General features: G+C 42.2%; 15 protein-coding genes, 2 tRNA genes and 1 pseudogene. 8 read left to right on the forward strand and 10 right to left on the reverse strand.

All coding sequences use genetic code 11. The features are described 5' to 3' along the window. Positions 1–99 precede the first annotated feature (99 nt). Positions 100–1101, forward strand: a complete 1002-nt coding sequence (locus AC4CVD_RS15770; protein WP_114836350.1) for an AraC family transcriptional regulator — start codon at positions 100–102, stop codon at positions 1099–1101. A 131-nt stretch (positions 1102–1232) separates the two neighbouring features. Further along, positions 1233–1406 (forward strand): annotated as a pseudogene (locus AC4CVD_RS15775) (aquaporin); the annotation flags it as partial. A 90-nt stretch (positions 1407–1496) separates the two neighbouring features. On the opposite strand, the gene AC4CVD_RS15780 reads toward AC4CVD_RS15775, so the two are convergent. Both AC4CVD_RS15780 and AC4CVD_RS15785 read right to left on the reverse strand, forming a co-directional pair. Then, on the reverse strand, positions 1497–1742 hold the full coding sequence (locus tag AC4CVD_RS15780) for a hypothetical protein (protein ID WP_078389518.1): 246 nt from the start codon (positions 1740–1742) through the stop codon (positions 1497–1499). Positions 1743–1818: 76 nt separating this feature from the next. Next, on the reverse strand, positions 1819–2907 hold the full coding sequence (locus tag AC4CVD_RS15785; RefSeq protein WP_291390545.1) for a DNA/RNA non-specific endonuclease: 1089 nt from the start codon (positions 2905–2907) through the stop codon (positions 1819–1821). A gap of 257 nt (positions 2908–3164) precedes the next feature. On the opposite strand from AC4CVD_RS15785, the gene AC4CVD_RS15790 reads away from it, so the two are divergent. Continuing rightward, positions 3165–3773, forward strand: coding sequence for a hypothetical protein (locus tag AC4CVD_RS15790; protein WP_490753414.1), 609 nt, complete (start codon positions 3165–3167; stop codon positions 3771–3773). A 62-nt stretch (positions 3774–3835) separates the two neighbouring features. On the opposite strand, the gene AC4CVD_RS15795 is transcribed toward AC4CVD_RS15790, so the two are convergent. Next, entirely contained in the window at positions 3836–5713 is a 1878-nt protein-coding gene (locus AC4CVD_RS15795; protein WP_205667478.1) for a potassium transporter Kup, read from the reverse strand. Between the two features lie 121 nt (positions 5714–5834). Between AC4CVD_RS15795 and AC4CVD_RS15800 the strand changes: the two genes are divergently transcribed. The 3 genes from AC4CVD_RS15800 to AC4CVD_RS15810 all read left to right on the forward strand — a co-directional run bounded on the left by AC4CVD_RS15800 (position 5835) and on the right by AC4CVD_RS15810 (position 6719). Then, positions 5835–5925 (forward strand) — tRNA-Ser (locus AC4CVD_RS15800). A 313-nt stretch (positions 5926–6238) separates the two neighbouring features. Then, positions 6239–6466, forward strand: coding sequence for a hypothetical protein (locus tag AC4CVD_RS15805; RefSeq protein ID WP_004691623.1), 228 nt, complete (start codon positions 6239–6241; stop codon positions 6464–6466). 177 nt (positions 6467–6643) lie between these two features. After that, a tRNA-Thr gene (locus tag AC4CVD_RS15810) sits at positions 6644–6719 on the forward strand. A gap of 67 nt (positions 6720–6786) precedes the next feature. Here AC4CVD_RS15810 and AC4CVD_RS15815 read toward each other — a convergent pair. The 3 genes from AC4CVD_RS15815 to AC4CVD_RS15825 form a co-directional block, all read right to left on the reverse strand. After that, a complete protein-coding gene (locus tag AC4CVD_RS15815) occupies positions 6787–7617 on the reverse strand; it encodes an SAM-dependent methyltransferase (protein ID WP_291389822.1) in 831 nt (276 codons plus the stop codon). A gap of 3 nt (positions 7618–7620) precedes the next feature. Next, entirely contained in the window at positions 7621–8919 is a 1299-nt protein-coding gene (locus tag AC4CVD_RS15820) for an FAD-dependent oxidoreductase (RefSeq protein ID WP_004978178.1), read from the reverse strand. 414 nt (positions 8920–9333) lie between these two features. After that, positions 9334–10215, reverse strand: coding sequence for a pirin family protein (locus tag AC4CVD_RS15825; RefSeq protein ID WP_087526727.1), 882 nt, complete (start codon positions 10213–10215; stop codon positions 9334–9336). A 331-nt stretch (positions 10216–10546) separates the two neighbouring features. Between AC4CVD_RS15825 and ycaC the strand changes: the two genes are divergently transcribed. After that, a complete protein-coding gene (ycaC, locus tag AC4CVD_RS15830; RefSeq protein ID WP_490753415.1) occupies positions 10547–11173 on the forward strand; it encodes an isochorismate family cysteine hydrolase YcaC in 627 nt (208 codons plus the stop codon). 127 nt (positions 11174–11300) lie between these two features. After that, on the forward strand, positions 11301–12224 hold the full coding sequence (locus tag AC4CVD_RS15835; RefSeq protein ID WP_428870606.1) for a LysR substrate-binding domain-containing protein: 924 nt from the start codon (positions 11301–11303) through the stop codon (positions 12222–12224). 97 nt (positions 12225–12321) lie between these two features. Here AC4CVD_RS15835 and ahpC read toward each other — a convergent pair whose 3' ends face one another. The 4 genes from ahpC to AC4CVD_RS15855 all read right to left on the reverse strand — a co-directional run bounded on the left by ahpC (position 12322) and on the right by AC4CVD_RS15855 (position 15820). Further along, positions 12322–12885 (reverse strand): alkyl hydroperoxide reductase subunit C, encoded by a 564-nt coding sequence (gene ahpC, locus AC4CVD_RS15840; RefSeq protein ID WP_490753416.1) that lies wholly within the window; start codon positions 12883–12885, stop codon positions 12322–12324. Between the two features lie 282 nt (positions 12886–13167). Continuing rightward, positions 13168–13659, reverse strand: a complete 492-nt coding sequence (locus tag AC4CVD_RS15845) for a flavin reductase (protein WP_017396908.1) — start codon at positions 13657–13659, stop codon at positions 13168–13170. Between the two features lie 85 nt (positions 13660–13744). Beyond that, a complete protein-coding gene (locus tag AC4CVD_RS15850) occupies positions 13745–14791 on the reverse strand; it encodes a methionine synthase (RefSeq protein WP_490753417.1) in 1047 nt (348 codons plus the stop codon). Positions 14792–14827: 36 nt separating this feature from the next. Next, positions 14828–15820: a DUF1852 domain-containing protein gene (locus AC4CVD_RS15855; RefSeq protein ID WP_078390304.1), complete on the reverse strand. Its 993-nt coding sequence runs from the start codon at positions 15818–15820 to the stop codon at positions 14828–14830. Between the last annotated feature and the right edge of the window lie 500 nt (positions 15821–16320).

Below are 16320 nucleotides of genomic sequence, written 5' to 3' on the forward strand. Positions count from 1 at the left end.
CCTATATTCAGATTGAATATAATGTGGAAACTATGCTAAATATTGACCCTAGCATTCAAATTCATTGACAAATTACGACAAGAACAATAGAGCTAATCAATGCAACATTTCAAAGACTACACAGGTTCTGTCTACGGTGGACTGGGGCATTTACTCTATGCCTATTGCCAAGCTGTGGGCTACCCCATTTCTGAACAGCTTGAAAAAGCACAGAACTTAGAACGTTTTGATTATGCACTGTGGTTAGAGTTACTGAATGATCTTGACAGCCATCTGCATATCCCTGCGCTCGGACTCGAGATTGCAAAGTATGTACAGCCCAAGCATTTAGGCATTTTGGGCTATATTGCGCTGTCCTGCGAAAATTTAGGCGAAGCGCTCACCCGTTATCATGACTTTCACCGTCTCATTTATGATGGCAGCTCGCTATATGTTGCAGTTGAAGGTGAAAATCTATGCTTTGGTTGGGTGGAGATGCCAATTGAACTGACCACACAACTCAGCAATGAAGTGGCAATGGCGCTGATCATTCAGTTTATGAAGCACTTTGTCGCCCATGATGACATCCAGCTCAGCGAGGTTCATTTTACTCACCCTGCCCCGAAAAATACGGCACTGTATGAGCAGTACTTTAATTGTAAAGTTCGCTTCTCTCAAAGCCGACCTATGATGATGATTCCCCTCAGCGAATTATCCATGCCCTTTCAGCAAGGTGATCAAACCCTGCAAAAACTGCTCTTACAGCAGGCCGAAGCCTTACTGGAAAAACTTCCCAACTCCACCCACATCGACCAGCGCTTACAGCATGCGATTTTAACGGGGCTACAAAAAAACCAATATCAAATTGAACATATTGCTCGGCAACTGAATTTTTCAGTCCGACAGCTGCAACGTTACTTACAACAACAAGGCACGACCTACCAACAGCGGATGCAAGAAGTTCGACGTATTTTGGCGGAGCAATACTTAAAAGATCCACACCTCAGCTTACAGGAAATTGCACTGTTGCTGAGTTACTCTGAACAAAGTGCTTTTCAACGTGCCTTTAAACACTGGACACAAGTCACACCTCAGCAGTGGCGTATTCAGCATTTTCACTAAAATCTGACCTGTTTAATCCACGTCATCAGGATGTCATGCTTTTTTTGTTAAATTGATTGAAAAACGAGTATTTTCTCGTTAGATATAAAGTTCTATGCGAATAAAACATCAATAACTACAAAAAGCGCATTATGAATAAATATCTTGCTGAATTCATCGGAACGTTTTGGTTGGTCTTCGGAGGCTGTGGCAGTGCCATTTTTGCAGCAGCTTTTCCCGAGTTGCGCATCGGCTTTCTTGGCGTTGCACTTGCCTTTGGTTTAACCGTTTTAACGGGTGCCTTTGCACTTAGACATATCTCTGGCGAGGATTAATTTTTTCTCTCCCCATTAATAACAAAGCCTACAATCTGTAGGGTTTGTTATTGTTCCACATGGAACATAGATAGACTTATGTTATAAAAATGGATTGTCAATTTCATCCGACTGCGGACGTTCAATTTTCTCAGGAAGCTGAGCTTCACTTTCAAGCTGTTGCACAATGGCATTCAGATACGCCTGCAATGCTTTGGCCGCAGCTAGGCCAGCTTGGTCTTTGGTGAGTTGTAAATTGCCATAAATACTGACGCAGTCTGTGTCATTTTCAAGGGTCAAATCATGAATGGCATGAGACTCGTTGCCTTGTACAAAAGGTTTAAACATTTTATTTTTTCTCGTATTTATTTTTCAGGCATTGGGCACTGCAGTCGAATGTCTATACATCCAACTGCCTAGAACTTTAACGTAACAGCTGCAAAATATATTGCAATAAGACGTCGACTAATTGTTTAACAATCGCATCTTGATCCGCCGCACCAATACCCGTGCCCTTTGTGACGGTGCTACCACTACTCGACTGAGTAGAGCCCGATTTAAAGTTTTTTTGTAAGGCTTTGAGCTGCTCGGATGAAACCTCCTCAGCACACTGACTTTCCGCATCCCAATGTGAGTATTGAATTGCGCTATTGGCTTTTACCGCCGTTGCTGTCAACGGTAGTTTATAGGTGTTACGTTTTTGCTCTTCTGTCAGTTGCGGAAATAAATTCACACCCAACTGCTCTTCCAAATAGCAGACACTGACAATTTTTACCTGCTGTGAATTATCATTCGGTGCGTAATAAGCGCCAATTGCACCCGTTTTTGGCATATAGATCGCTTTGTAAACCGCACTCGGAACAATCACTCCCTGACCAATAGTCTTGAGCTTTTTGCCCTGAAACACTGGCCCAGTCACCACAAAAACATCTAGCTTTTGCTTGGTCACAAGCGCCCGTGTGGCTTCTTCCAATTCACGCCACACTTGCTGATTATTTTTAGGGGCCTGTGGCACCATGTTGGCCAAAGAAAAACTGTCGAATTGTGCGGCTTTGTTGGGCATATCAGCATTCGGTGCCATATGTCCACGGTCATAGCCTGAACCACGGTAGTCCGACAATGTCGCTCGATGTTCGGTTGCAACATTATTTTCTTCGTGAAAACTATCTTCACGTGGAATTTTTTGGCTCAGGCGCTGTGGCGTCAGAGCCTCCGCAACCCAGAGGGGGGTTTTCGAAACACCCGAATACATCACATTAAAACCGTTAAAGCACAGTGCATAGCTGTGTTTACTTAAACTTTCTTTGAGTAAATAAGGCGGAATTTCCCGATAAAATTGTTCTAAACAGGCTGAATTTGAGCTTGGGCTTAAAGACACGTATTGCTGAATTTTTTCTTGACCAAAGGCAATCGCAAAACTTCCCGTTGCCACCAATCCTAAAATCACTTTCAGGCCATTTTGATTAAACATGTTAAAGACTGACTTACCTGAACTACTTTTCTTCTTCGCCATCACAACTACAATAAACATCGGTTTTTCACGAGCTTAACAATCAGCGTATACGAAGTATATCGCTCGAGTTCTATTCGCATAACAATTAAACAAAACGCCATATTTAGATGATTTTGCATGTAACAAAATGTCTTTTTTGTAGAGTTTTTCTACGGCAACGTGATGCGATTGCGTATCTTTGATTGCTGTCGCTTCAAAAAATATGCCAAGGTAAAAAAGAATCGAACGAAATAATACATGCAATTTACGGAGTTCTTATGCATTCTAAGATTTTAGCTTCTCTTGGTTTAATCGGCACAGTGATAAGTGCTTCAGCCTTCGCCGAGCCACCTATCCAACCGGGTGACACCTTAGAAAGTCTCTCTCAAGCCAAAGTCACGACTACTGTTAATGGTCAACCGGGTTCTATTCAAGAACTCGTAAGCTCAGGGCAAATTAAATTGCTTGATCCAAATGCAGCAGCTATCAGCCCAGCGGGCCAAGGTGTACCCAATGACCAAGCAGTGATGCCAACAGCACCACAGAGTGAAGCTCCTGTTCAACAGGCCGCACCTAATACCACAGCGCAACAACAAGTCGCTGCGACTCCAACAGAGCAACATCCGCTGGTACCAAATGTAGAACTCTCAGCACAACAAGCTGAAGCGGCGTTAAATGATGCTGTCGCACCCACGGCAAATGCAGACCTGAATGCTGCCCCTGCTGCTGCACCTCAATTAGATTCATCAGCAGAAGCACCTGTCAATGCGGTTGAGCCTGATTCACTACCATTACCTGATGCCCCTGCACAGGCACTTCCTGACGCTTCAGCAGAACAGCCTGTCCAAGCGATGCCTGAAGCACCTGTAAATGACCCAATGAACTAAGACTTCAGCTGATTTATCCTCCAAAAAAAACCAGCATATGCGCTGGTTTTTTTATTGAGGTTTTAAATCTCGATCTGACTACCGAGCTCAACCACACGGTTAGGTGGAATCTGATAGAAGTCACTCACAGGACTGGTATTCCTTTGCATCGAGATAAAGAGCTTTTCACGCCACGGCGCCATACCATCACCCACGGTACTGATAATCCGTTCACGCGATACAAAGAAGCTGATCTGCATTAAGTTATATTCCAAATCAATCGCTTGATACACCGCTTCAAGTGCTTGTGGAATGTTCATTTCATCTTTAAAGCCATAGTACAATTCAAGACGATAAAAATGCTGATTCATGGTTTCGACATGGAAGCGATTGGACTCTTCCACATAAGGGACATCTTGAATTTTAACGGTGAGAATAATGTTCTTTTGATGCAGTACTTTATTGTGCTTCATATTGTGCAACATGGCATGTGGCACAACGGTCGGCGTTCCTGTTAAAAAGACGGCCTCGCCTTCAACCCAATTGGCTTGTTCACCAATACTTTGTACAAATAAATCGAGTGGCAAGGTATCTTGCTGAAGCTTGGCAAAGGTTAACTCGCGACCTTGTTTCCATGTCATTAATAACATGAATGCAATACCGCCAATCAGCAATGGAACCCAACCGCCCGATAACACTTTAAGAGAGGTCGCACTCACCAAGACCAAATCTAAAACAAGGAATGGAATAATCAGCAGCACCAATTTTGGCATGCTCCATTTCCATGTATAACGAATAAATACCGCAATCAATAAGGTGTCGCACAACATGGTCATGGTGACCGCCAGACCATAGGCATGCGAAAGCTGTGAGCTGGTTTGGAAGATTAAAATTAAGACAATAATCGATGCCAACAATATCCAGTTCAGTAAAGGTACATAAATCTGCCCCTGTTCCGAGTCTGAAGTATGTTTCACATTTAAACGTGGTAAATAGCCCAATTGAATGGCCTGACGCGCTAAAGAGAAGACGCCTGAAATTACGGCCTGTGAAGCAATAACGGCAGCCATAGTGGCCAAGAAGATCATTGGGTACAAGCCCCACTCCGGCACCAACAGGTAAAATGGATTTTCGATCGCAGTCGGATCACGCAACAGCAATGCACCTTGTCCTGCATAATTGAGCAGTAAGCACGGCAAAACCACAATAAACCATGCCAAACGAATCGGCACAGGACCAAAATGGCCCATATCGGCATACAGTGCTTCGCCACCTGTGACGGTCAACACTACCGCACCCATAATGAAAAAGGCCATTAAAGGGTTGGTCACGATAAACTGAAATGCCCAATGTGGGCTCAACATGCCCAAAACCAAAGGCGTTTGAATAATGCTCGAGATCCCAAGAATACCCAGAGAGAAGAACCACAATAAAGTCAGTGGGCCAAAGAACTTACCAACAAAGGCTGTCCCATACTTTTGCATGACAAATACAGCAGTGACGATACTAATTGCAATCGGCACAATATAAGGGTCAAGTGCATCGGTTGCGATGGATAAGCCTTCTACGGCAGATAAGACTGAAATGGCTGGGGTGATGATCCCATCCCCAAAAAATAGTGAAGCCCCAATAAAGCCAATCGAAATTAACAGTAATTTTTTCCGATGGCTAAAATTGGTATTGCGCAAATTGAGTGCAAGCAAAGCCATAATCCCACCTTCACCATTGTTATCTGCACGCATGACAATTGCAGAATATTTAATGGTAATGACCATGGTCATGGTCCAGAAGATAATGGACAAAATACCTAATACGTTTGCAGGGGTGATGCCCAAGCCATGTGCAGCGTGGAAGGATTCTTTCAATGCATAGAGTGGACTGGTTCCAATATCCCCAAACACGACCCCTAATGCTGCCAAGGTCATCGCAGGCAAGGCGGCTTTTTTTGCAGTACTTTGCATAAGCTTGTCTTCAATTATCGACACTATTTTTGCGAATCATATCATTGAGCTAAAACTTTTGCTCGAATTCAATTGTTTCACCTTGTCGATGGCTATGTTTTTCGATATTATCCTCCGCCATGGTGAAGTGTCCGAGTGGCTGAAGGAGCACGCCTGGAAAGTGTGTAAACGTTTATAGCGTTTCGAGGGTTCGAATCCCTCTTTCACCGCCAAAATTTTAAAGACCTTAATCGAAAGATTAAGGTCTTTTTTTATGCTGAACATTATTATTTAGACTTGGCACAAAGTCTGCTTCATAAAAACGACTCTTCACAAAACAGGATAATTTGCACCACAAAGTGAAATATTTATTCAAAAATAAACGCTTGAACCTGATTCAAACTTGAGCTAAAACAATTTCTAAGGGAGGTTAAAATAAATCATCAATGATCATCTAGATGCAATGTTTATGAAGCACAATTCATTTGCGGTATATAACTAGCGAAACACTAAATTGACCAATAAAACTGCTATTCGGGAGTCAGAATGAATAACAGCACCAATTATGTCAAACAAATTAAAAACGCTAAACGAGGCGGTTATACCCCAACCCTTGCAAAGGATGTCAACAAACACAAAATTCAAAAAGCAATTCGTCTGATTGAACAATGGAGAACGCTGGCCAATGAACTCAAACCTCAAATGCAACTCGACATGGCTTTTACGTTGGAAGAGTGTGCCCAAGACCTCGATCAAATTTTAAGGAGCAAATAAGTTCCATGTTTTCACTTAACCCTATTTAAAAACAGTTTCATCACAGCCCCCGAATTTTATTCTTAGCTTTCACCCACCCTTTGGTGGGTGAAGTTTGCACAAAAAATCATGTGCATTTCAATCGCTCACTTTTTGGCTTGCGTTTTCAAGAAAATCCGCTATTATTCTCACCACGTTGCCGGCATAGCTCAGTTGGTAGAGCAACTGACTTGTAATCAGTAGGTCCACAGTTCGAATCCGTGTGCCGGCACCATTTTATACTTAGCCTCGCTTTTTAGTGAGGCTTTGTTGTTTCTGGCCTTTTGGTTTTTTATTTCATTTTAAATGTCTTTCATTGCCGTAATTTGAACATAGCGCACGATGCCCTGTTCAAATAATTTCTGGCAGAGCTTAGCGGTCATTTTAATTTTGAAATGATCTAAACTTTGAGCGACCTGCTGTGCTAAATGCACATGATAATAACGAGAAAAACCAGCCAAAACTGCATCTGATAAATCTTCAATAGCAACCTGCTGATAGCCTTGTGCTTCTATCGAATGCTGCAAATTCGTCTCTAACTGAAGATGTTCCAAATGAACATCGGCTGCCTTTAACAGCATTTTCAGTTGAAGTTTCTCAAAACGATTTAAATTCAAAAATGCATTACTCAGCATCAGATAGTGAAAACCAATCCGACCTTTTGAATTTAAAACAGAATGGGTTGATCTTAGAAATGAATTTAAATCACTGTGATAAGCGGCATCAAGGCACAACACCACATTAAAAGGTACTGAAAATAGCTTTGAATTTAAATTTAAAAATGACGTTTGAATGATGTGTATCTTTGAATTTAAAGTGTGTTGTATACGCTGAACACATTCGGCTTGTAACTCAACCGCACAAAGTTGCTGAACATGGTAATGCTGCTGCCACAGCAATAGACTCGCGCCCTGCCCACAACCCAAGTCTAAAACACGGTCATTTGATTTTAGCTGTAATCGATCAGCAAGGTGTATTGCCAGTGTTTGGCAAGCCTCAGGATAGGATGACCTTGCATCATCCCAATAGCCAAGATTGCTCCAAGCCAATACAGCGTGATCTCCCAATTGTTTTGCATCAATTGCATATTTATGTTTGGGCAGATGTCGCTGTAAGGTTTGGAGCCATTTCATGCTTTAGTAGCCGAGTTGTGGGGCAACCTCAACTTTAGGTTTTAATCCAACAAACGGCAATGGTGCACCGAAAATTTCTGCAATATGCATTGCTGAAGTTACGGCAGACTCTAAAATAGGCAGACCATCGCACGACCATGAACCACAGAAGAAGACTTTTCGGTTGGCACTCTTATGGCGTTGTTGTAACTCTTTATTCAAAGCCACAGTTTGCGAGTCCACCACCGCACGGGTCAAAGTTACTGTTGAAATCACTTTTTTCGGGTCAATCTCCGTCACAGGCTGCCACGTTTGGAACACGGCGTTTTTACCGACCAGACTTGGTTCGACTGAATTGAGCCAAACCGTGAACTGTTGACGGGTAAACTTACGGTCCATCATATAGCTCAGTACCGACCAGTCTTTACGCTTAGGTGGCATCACGGAAGGATCAGTATGGATCACCAGCTGACCTTGCTCAAAACGGAATTGTTTTAACAGAGCAATATCATCTGCAAACTGAACAGGATCTAAAAACTCTTCAATTTTTGTGGTTGGCGTTGCCACCACCACACGGTCAAACAGTTGCTGTTCGCCCTTATTATTTTCAACTAAAACCTTGTCACCTTGTTCAGTGACTTTGCTAATAGCAGATCCGCTTTGGATATTGATGTTTTCAATCAATTTATCGACCAAGGCCGGTGTTCCACCTTGTATACGCAATAAAGCATCACCATCCGTCAACTGACGTAAAAAGATCAACAGCGGTTTCGCTGGCCATTCGCCGATGGTTTTTGGATTACAGGTACAGATGGTGTAGAGCACAGGCATCACTGCGCCATGCCAAAATACCTCTTCAATGTCATGCTGGTTGATAAATTCAGCCAAGGTAATGTCTTGATCTTTAGATTTGAAGAATTTAGCAATCGCGGTTTTAAGCTGCAACATACCTTTAACCAAGCGCCATCCATACTGCTGCAGGCCCTTACGGTTATTGATAATCGGGAAATTGCCAATGCGGCTACGGGTAGTGGTTAACCATGTTTCTGTACGGTCTTCAAACAACCAACTACACGCCATGTAGGTGCGTACTGGATACGTTTTAATGCCTAAATAAGTCGCAAGACTTAAGGTGTTTTTCCATAAGTGTGGGTTCATGACACGTAACGGAGCATCAATCAGACCACCTTCAAACTCTGTACTGTGGCTGTCCATCCCTCGCCCAGTCAGTGCTTCGAAAATAGTAATATTATGCCCAGCATCCTTTAGAATTCTTGCGGTAGCAAGACCGGCCATGCCGCTACCAATAACTGCAATATCCAAAATTATGATCCGTCAGTCTGACTTATATTGACTGAAATTATGACCCAATGTCGAAAAAATAGGGCTATTAAAAAATACCAGAATCACATTTTTTCATGTGCCGCACTGGTAGGACGATATTTGCTTAAATTACATTTCATTACACTAAAAAGTCACTTAAATAAACACAGGTTTTTTATACATTTTATTTTAAATAAAAATATAAACCCTTTAAAAACAAAGTATATAAATTAACTATTTTTATAACTTCCGTTTTACAAACCAGCGAAAAAGCGCTAATATTCGCCCCGCATAAAAACGATAATTACATCACATAATAATTCATGACCAACTATGCAAAACAAGAAGACTACAGCGCCTAAAAAATCCCTACCCTTGACCGAGTAGGGATTTCTTCTTTTTAGCGACAAGATTTTAGTCCACCACAGCAACAGGGATTTCACCAAACTTGCCACGATTAAAATCGTCAAAGGCTTGCACAATTTCCGCTTTGCTATTCATCACAAATGGACCATAACCTTGAATCGGTTCATTCAGTGGTTCACCGGTCAACACCAAGAATTTAGTGTCTTGCAGCGCTTGTAGTTGAATTGCAGCTTCGCCATCTTGAGCAAACATCACAATCGAACTATCCACCACTTTTTGCGTGCCATTAATCAGCACTTCACCACTGAGCACCACCACAATCGTGTTATGCGTGACGGGCACATGGATAAAAGTTTCGTACTCTGCTTTTAATTCACCATCCCAAACATTGACGGGGCTATACGTTTGAGCAGGGCCATGATGACCACCAAACTCACCCGCAATCACGCGTATGTGTCCAGCATTATCATCCATTTCGATGCGCGGGATATCTGCCACGGTCAAGGCTTGATAACGCGGTGTGGTCATTTTGTCTTTGGCTGGCAAATTCACCCAAAGTTGCACCATTTCAAACAGGCCACCATGCTCAGCAAAGGCTGGAGAATGAAACTCTTCATGCACCACACCAGAACCCGCAGTCATCCACTGTACATCGCCAGTATTGATGGTACCACCGCCGCCGCTAGAATCTTTGTGTGTCACTTCACCGCTATAGGCGATGGTAACCGTTTCAAAGCCACGATGCGGGTGTGAACCCACACCACGTTGCGATGTGGTTGGATCAAATTTATAAGGTGCAGCATAGTCCAAAAGTAGAAACGGACTGATTGCTTGTCCTAAGCGGTCATATGAAAAGAGGTTTTTGACAGGAAAACCATCACCAACCCAATGCATGTCTTGATTACGATAAACACCAATTACTTTTTTCATCTTGGAACTCCTATATCGATAGGATGAATATGCAATCTATACTACCCCTTTCCTCAGCCGTCTTATAGCACTGTGCTAGTACACACAATCACACAGATAGGACAATCTTGTTAGAATTATCTCACCTACATAAAAACCAATTTAAAAACAAAGCCATCCTTTGTTTTTATGGCATATTTTGCTCAAATTTTCCTATTTTTAAGATTAAGCATCTCGTTTGGCTTATTTTATTGTCTCATTTTCCTACCTATGATGATGTTCAAGCTCAAGGCCGTAACCTTCTTACTGATTGCCTTGAGACTCGCCTGATAATCACAACGAGGACAGAAAAATGGCGAAACCTTATATTCGTTTAGACAAAGATAATGCAGTGGTTCTTTTGGTTGACCACCAAGCGGGTCTACTTTCACTGGTCCGTGACATTGACCTAGACAAATTTAAAAACAATGTGCTGGCACTGGCTGCTGCCGCGAAATATTTTAATCTTCCCACCATTCTGACCACCAGTTTTGAAGATGGTCCAAACGGTCCTTTGATCCCTGAATTGGTCGAAATGTTCCCCGATGCACCCTATATTGCACACCCAGGGCAAATCAATGCATGGGACAATGAAGACTTTGTTCAAGCCGTAAAAGCCACAGGTAAAAAACAATTGATTATTGCGGGTGTAGTAACTGAAGTCTGTGTGGCCTTCCCTGCACTGTCGGCACTTGAAGAAGAGTTTGACGTCTTTGTGATTACCGATGCATCGGGAACCTTTAACCCCATCACACGTGATGCAGCATGGGATCGCATGTCTCAGGCAGGCGCGCAGCTGATGTCATGGTTTGGTGCAGCATGTGAATTACACCGCGACTGGCGTAATGATATTGAAGGCCTCGGTTCACTCTTTGCAGCGCATATTCCAGACTATAAAAACCTGATTCAAAGCTATAGCAAAAATACGGCTCAAAAATAATCAGACCTCAGTAAAAGCGATCTTCGGATCGCTTTTTTGTCGTGTGCAATCGTTAGCAATGATACAGTATCAGATCATCCATCGCAGACTGCCTTCGGCCACAAATCAATACAGGCTTGAACCCATCATGCATTCATTTGACGACTATTATTATTTTTATCTTGTGGTCAAGCACGGCGGTTTCAGTGCTGCAAGTGATGCCTCGAACATCACCAAGTCTAAGCTTAGTCGCCGCATTTTAGACCTTGAAGCCAAGTACAACGTGACCCTGATTCAGCGTTCAACACGACATTTTAAAGTCACACCTTTGGGACAAGAGCTGTTTGAAGAATGTCGTCAAATCATTCAGCAAGTCGAAAGTGCACACAATGTTTTACTGAAACAGAAAAGTGAACCGCAAGGTTTAATCAAGATCAGCTGCCCTTCTGTGATGATGCGCTATCAAGTACGAAACTTACTCAATCATTTTTTAAAACAATATCCCAAAGTCCAAGTGGAAATGGAACTGACCAGCCGTCGTGTCGATGTCTTGCATGATGACATTGATCTTGCCATTCGGACCAATTTTAGCGCCAATGAAGACTCGAGCATTGTGGTCCGTGATGTGGTCAAAACCACGCATTGTTTGGTGGCCAGTCCTGATCTGCTACAAGGCCGTGAAATTCAATTTGCCACCGAGCTGAATGATTTTCCAACACTCGCACTGGGAGTCCAAAAATCCGATTATCAATGGTTATTGCATCATACCCAGAGTGATGAACAGATCGTGATTCCTTTAGAACCACGGGTCAAAAGTAATGATGTCGCAGGCGTGTATTACTCGGCTCTGGATGGACTCGGCATTGCCAACCTGCCTTACTTAACGGTAGAGGCAGATATTGCTTCAGGTCGCCTCATTCACATTTTGCCCGACTGGTGTTCCAATATTGGAACCGTACAGTTGGTCTATGCTTCACGTAAAGGACAACGTTTGGTCATGGAAAAACTGATTGAGCATTTGATTCAGGGTTTAAGAGACTTTGCCAGCACCAGCAAGGGTTATCATCTCTAGAACCGAAAAGAATCCCGCATAAAAAATCAGCCACTTGGGCTGATTTTTTACAGGCATCATGCTCATGACTCAACACAATGCAACCATCGAGGTCAGCTTAGATTTTACCAACCAAGTCGATTGACGGTGCAAGCGTTGCTTCACCTTCTTTCCATTTTGCAGGACATACTTCGCCTGGGTGTGCATGCACATATTGTGCTGCTTTCACTTTGCGTAATAGTTCAGACGCATCGCGACCAATACCGCCAGCATTAATTTCAATAATTTGGATTTTACCTTCAGGATCAATCACAAAAGTACCACGGTCTGCGAGACCTTCTGTTTCAATCAGCACGTCAAAGTTTTTAGACAACTTCCAAGTTGGATCGCCAATCAATGGATACTGAATTTTACCGATCACATCTGAAGTGTCGTGCCATGCTTTATGGGTAAAATGAGTATCAGTCGATACGCCGTAAATCTCCACACCGAGTTTTTGAAATTCAGCATAGTGATCGGCTAAGTCGCCCAATTCTGTTGGACACACAAAGGTGAAATCAGCAGGATAGAAAAATACGACCGACCATGCGCCTTTCAAGTTTTGCTCAGACAACTCAATGAATTCACCATTTTGGTAAGCTGTTGCATTAAACGCCTTAACTTCAGTATTGATTAAACTCATGTATTCGTCCTCAAAAGATTTGTGAGAGTGCTTAAGTGATGAAGCAAGAATACGCACAAACCAAAAATTGGTAAAACAGTAAGTTTTTATTATTTTTATCGAAATTTTAGATTAAATATTTCCCCCTCACGCTGTTGCCCGATTTTCACCATTTTGTGGTCTCAATGAAAACCTTTCGATTTTTCAAATGAGCTCAATACAGTCAAATCCAGAGTCAAGCAGTGGAAAATCTATGATTTGGGAAGCCATTTCAGAGCTTTGATGTTCAATAAAAAAGTGAATTTAAGCCGTTTCGGTCTGCCCCACCTGATGATAAGCACGATTAAAATAAACCAAACTTTGCTCATGCTGGCTTTGTTGAATCGCGACAATACGGCACATAAAAACCGTATGTGTTCCCACTTCTTGAATGTCATCAATTTCACAGTCAAAATTGACTAAAGCATCCTTTAAAACAGGTGCGCCCGTTTCTAGCTCTGTCCACACACCATGTTTAAAACGCTCTTCAGACGTCATTTTAGATGCGAAGACATTCGAAATATGCTGATGTTGTGCACCTAACACATTCACCGATAAAATTTTATTGTCGACAAAATGTGCATGTGAGCGCGATGCTTTATTCATACAGACCAATAATGTCGGTGGTGTATCCGTCACACTGCATACGGCAGATGCTGTGAATCCATGACGATCAGCCATGCCTGCCGTAGTTACGACACTCACTGCACTGGTTAACAAAGACATTGCATCTCTAAAGTCTGTTGCTTCAATCATCATTTTATTCCTCAGTAGAACGGACACATGCTTTTAAATGGAATACGAGCTACCCATTTCTGATCAAATAGATAGCCCTTTCACATCACGCGCTTGCTGCGAATGAAGCCGAAAGTTCTTTACGAATAATTTCTGCACCTGCGCTTAACGCATTCAGCTTACCACGTGCGACTTCACGTGCTAAAGGGGCCATGCCACAGTTGGTTGAAGGATAGAGTTTATCTGCATCGACAAACTGAAGTGCTTTACGTAGTGTATTCGCAACTTCTTCAGGTGTTTCAATGGTGTTGGTTGCGACATCAATCGCACCGACCATGACTTTTTTACCACGAATCAGTTCAATCAGATCCATCGGCACACGTGAGTTTTGGCATTCAAGTGAGATAATATCGATTTTAGATTGTTGCAGTTTAGGGAATGCTTCTTCGTATTGACGCCACTCTGAACCCAAGGTCTTTTTCCAATCGGTATTGGCTTTGATGCCATAGCCATAGCAAATATGAACCGCAGTTTCACATTTCAGACCTTCAAGTGCTCGTTCAAGCGTTGCAACACCCCAATCATTCACTTCATCAAAGAATACATTAAATGCAGGTTCATCGAACTGAATGATGTCCACGCCAGCAGCTTCTAACTCACGCGCTTCTTGATTCAGAATTTTGGCAAATTCCCAAGCCAGTTTTTCACGGCTTTTATAGTGACCATCATACAGCGTATCAATCATGGTCATTGGACCAGGAAGCGCCCACTTAATCGGCTGATTTGTTTGGCTACGTAAAAACTTAGCATCTTCAACAAAAACAGGCTTTTGACGGCTTACTGCACCTACCACTGAAGGTACACTCGCATCATAACGATTACGGATACGAACCGTTTCGCGTTTCTCAAAATCAACGCCATCCAGATGTTCAATAAACGTCGTCACAAAATGTTGGCGGGTTTGTTCGCCATCACTAACGATATCAATGCCTGCATGGAGTTGTTCTTGCAATGACAAACGTAAGGCATCTTGTTTCGCTTCGAGTAATGCCTCACCCTCGAGTTTCCAAGGTGACCAAAGTTTCTCAGGCTCAGCAAGCCAAGAAGGTTTCGGCAAACTGCCCGCAGTTGATGTTGGTAATAAAATGGCCATTTTAAATCTCTATTTCAATATTCTATTTCAGTTAAATTAAGCAGCGTTGCTGTTTACGGTATAATTCGCAGCCCATTGTTCAAGGATGTCTTGATAAGGTTTAATAAAGTTCTCTTCCGTCCATTTACCTTGTTTAACTGCTAACTGACCACGTTCAACACGGTCATAGACAATTTGTGTTAATGAGTAATCTGGATACTCTAGGCTGGCTTGATAGACTTGGGACGCTGATGAATTTGCATTGTAAATTTCAGGGCGATAAATCTTTTGGAAGGTTTCCATGGTGCTAATCGCACTGATCAACTCAAGATCGGTGTAGTCCCGCAGTAAATCACCCGCAAAATAAAATGCTAAAGGTGCTGCGCTCCCTTTTGGCATAAAGAAGCGAACCTGTAAGCCCATTTTATGGAAATACTCATCGGTACGTGAATATTCATCTTGTTTATACTCAACACCTAAAACAGGATGCTCATTGGCAGTACGGTGATACTTCTTCGCTGTTGAAACACTCAAACAAATCACAGGCTGTTGATTAAACTCTGCTTTAAAAGTCTCTGAGTTCACCAAGTATTGATACAGTTTGCCATGTAGATCACCAAAACCTTCAGGTGCATACGACGTCGAATTCTCTTTATTATGTTCTTTCAGCACCACGCTAAAATCGTAGTCACGTACATAAGACGAGAAGCTATTGCCAATCATGCCTTCAATACGTTGATGGGTATGATGATCATTAATCGTGCTTTTCAGCATTTCAATAATTGGGAAAGTTTGACCATTCCCTTCAATGTCTAAATTTGCAGAAATAATATCGATTTCAAGCGAATAACGATCACCATTCGGGTTATCTGTTTGTGCTAAGGCATTGAAACGATTATTAATCATACGAAGTGTATTACGTAGGTTCTGCTCACGGCTTTCACCACGCGCCAAGTTAGCAAAGTTCGTCGTTAGACGTGTGTTATCTGCTGGTTGATAGTTTTCATCAAAACGAATGCGTTTAATTGAACATGCAAACTCTGTACTCATGGCGATCTGTTACCCTATATTTCTGCGATAAAACTGAATTTCTTTCATGCTCTTTCTAGAGGGTCCAATTTTCTTTTTGGATCTTTCTAGCAAATCGTCTTTCCAGCCTCCTCAGATTTTTCTGAGCATCAGGCTAAGAAGCAACGATGAATATGATCTATCGTTAAGAGCGTGGTTTAATTTATACCTGAATGATCACATGAATAAAAATGATTTAATCTCACACCAAAGTGAACTAAATTCATGTTTAGCATTTCTGTGGCTTTAACAATGAATTGCGCATAGATAATTTTTTGTGGATGTACGAAAGGAAAGAATGAAAACATCAAGCCCTTGTACGTGAGCTGTGAAAAGTCATGATATTGCTAAATCAACGTCATCAACACGCTACCTCTCTATTTTAATTATCTATTTATATCAGCAACTTAAATTCATGAACTGATTATTAAAATATTAGATAAAACGGGCAATTCAATGGTTTTGTCCGTGGGAAAATGATG

This window comes from Acinetobacter sp. LipI_23 (genome assembly GCF_058243045.1).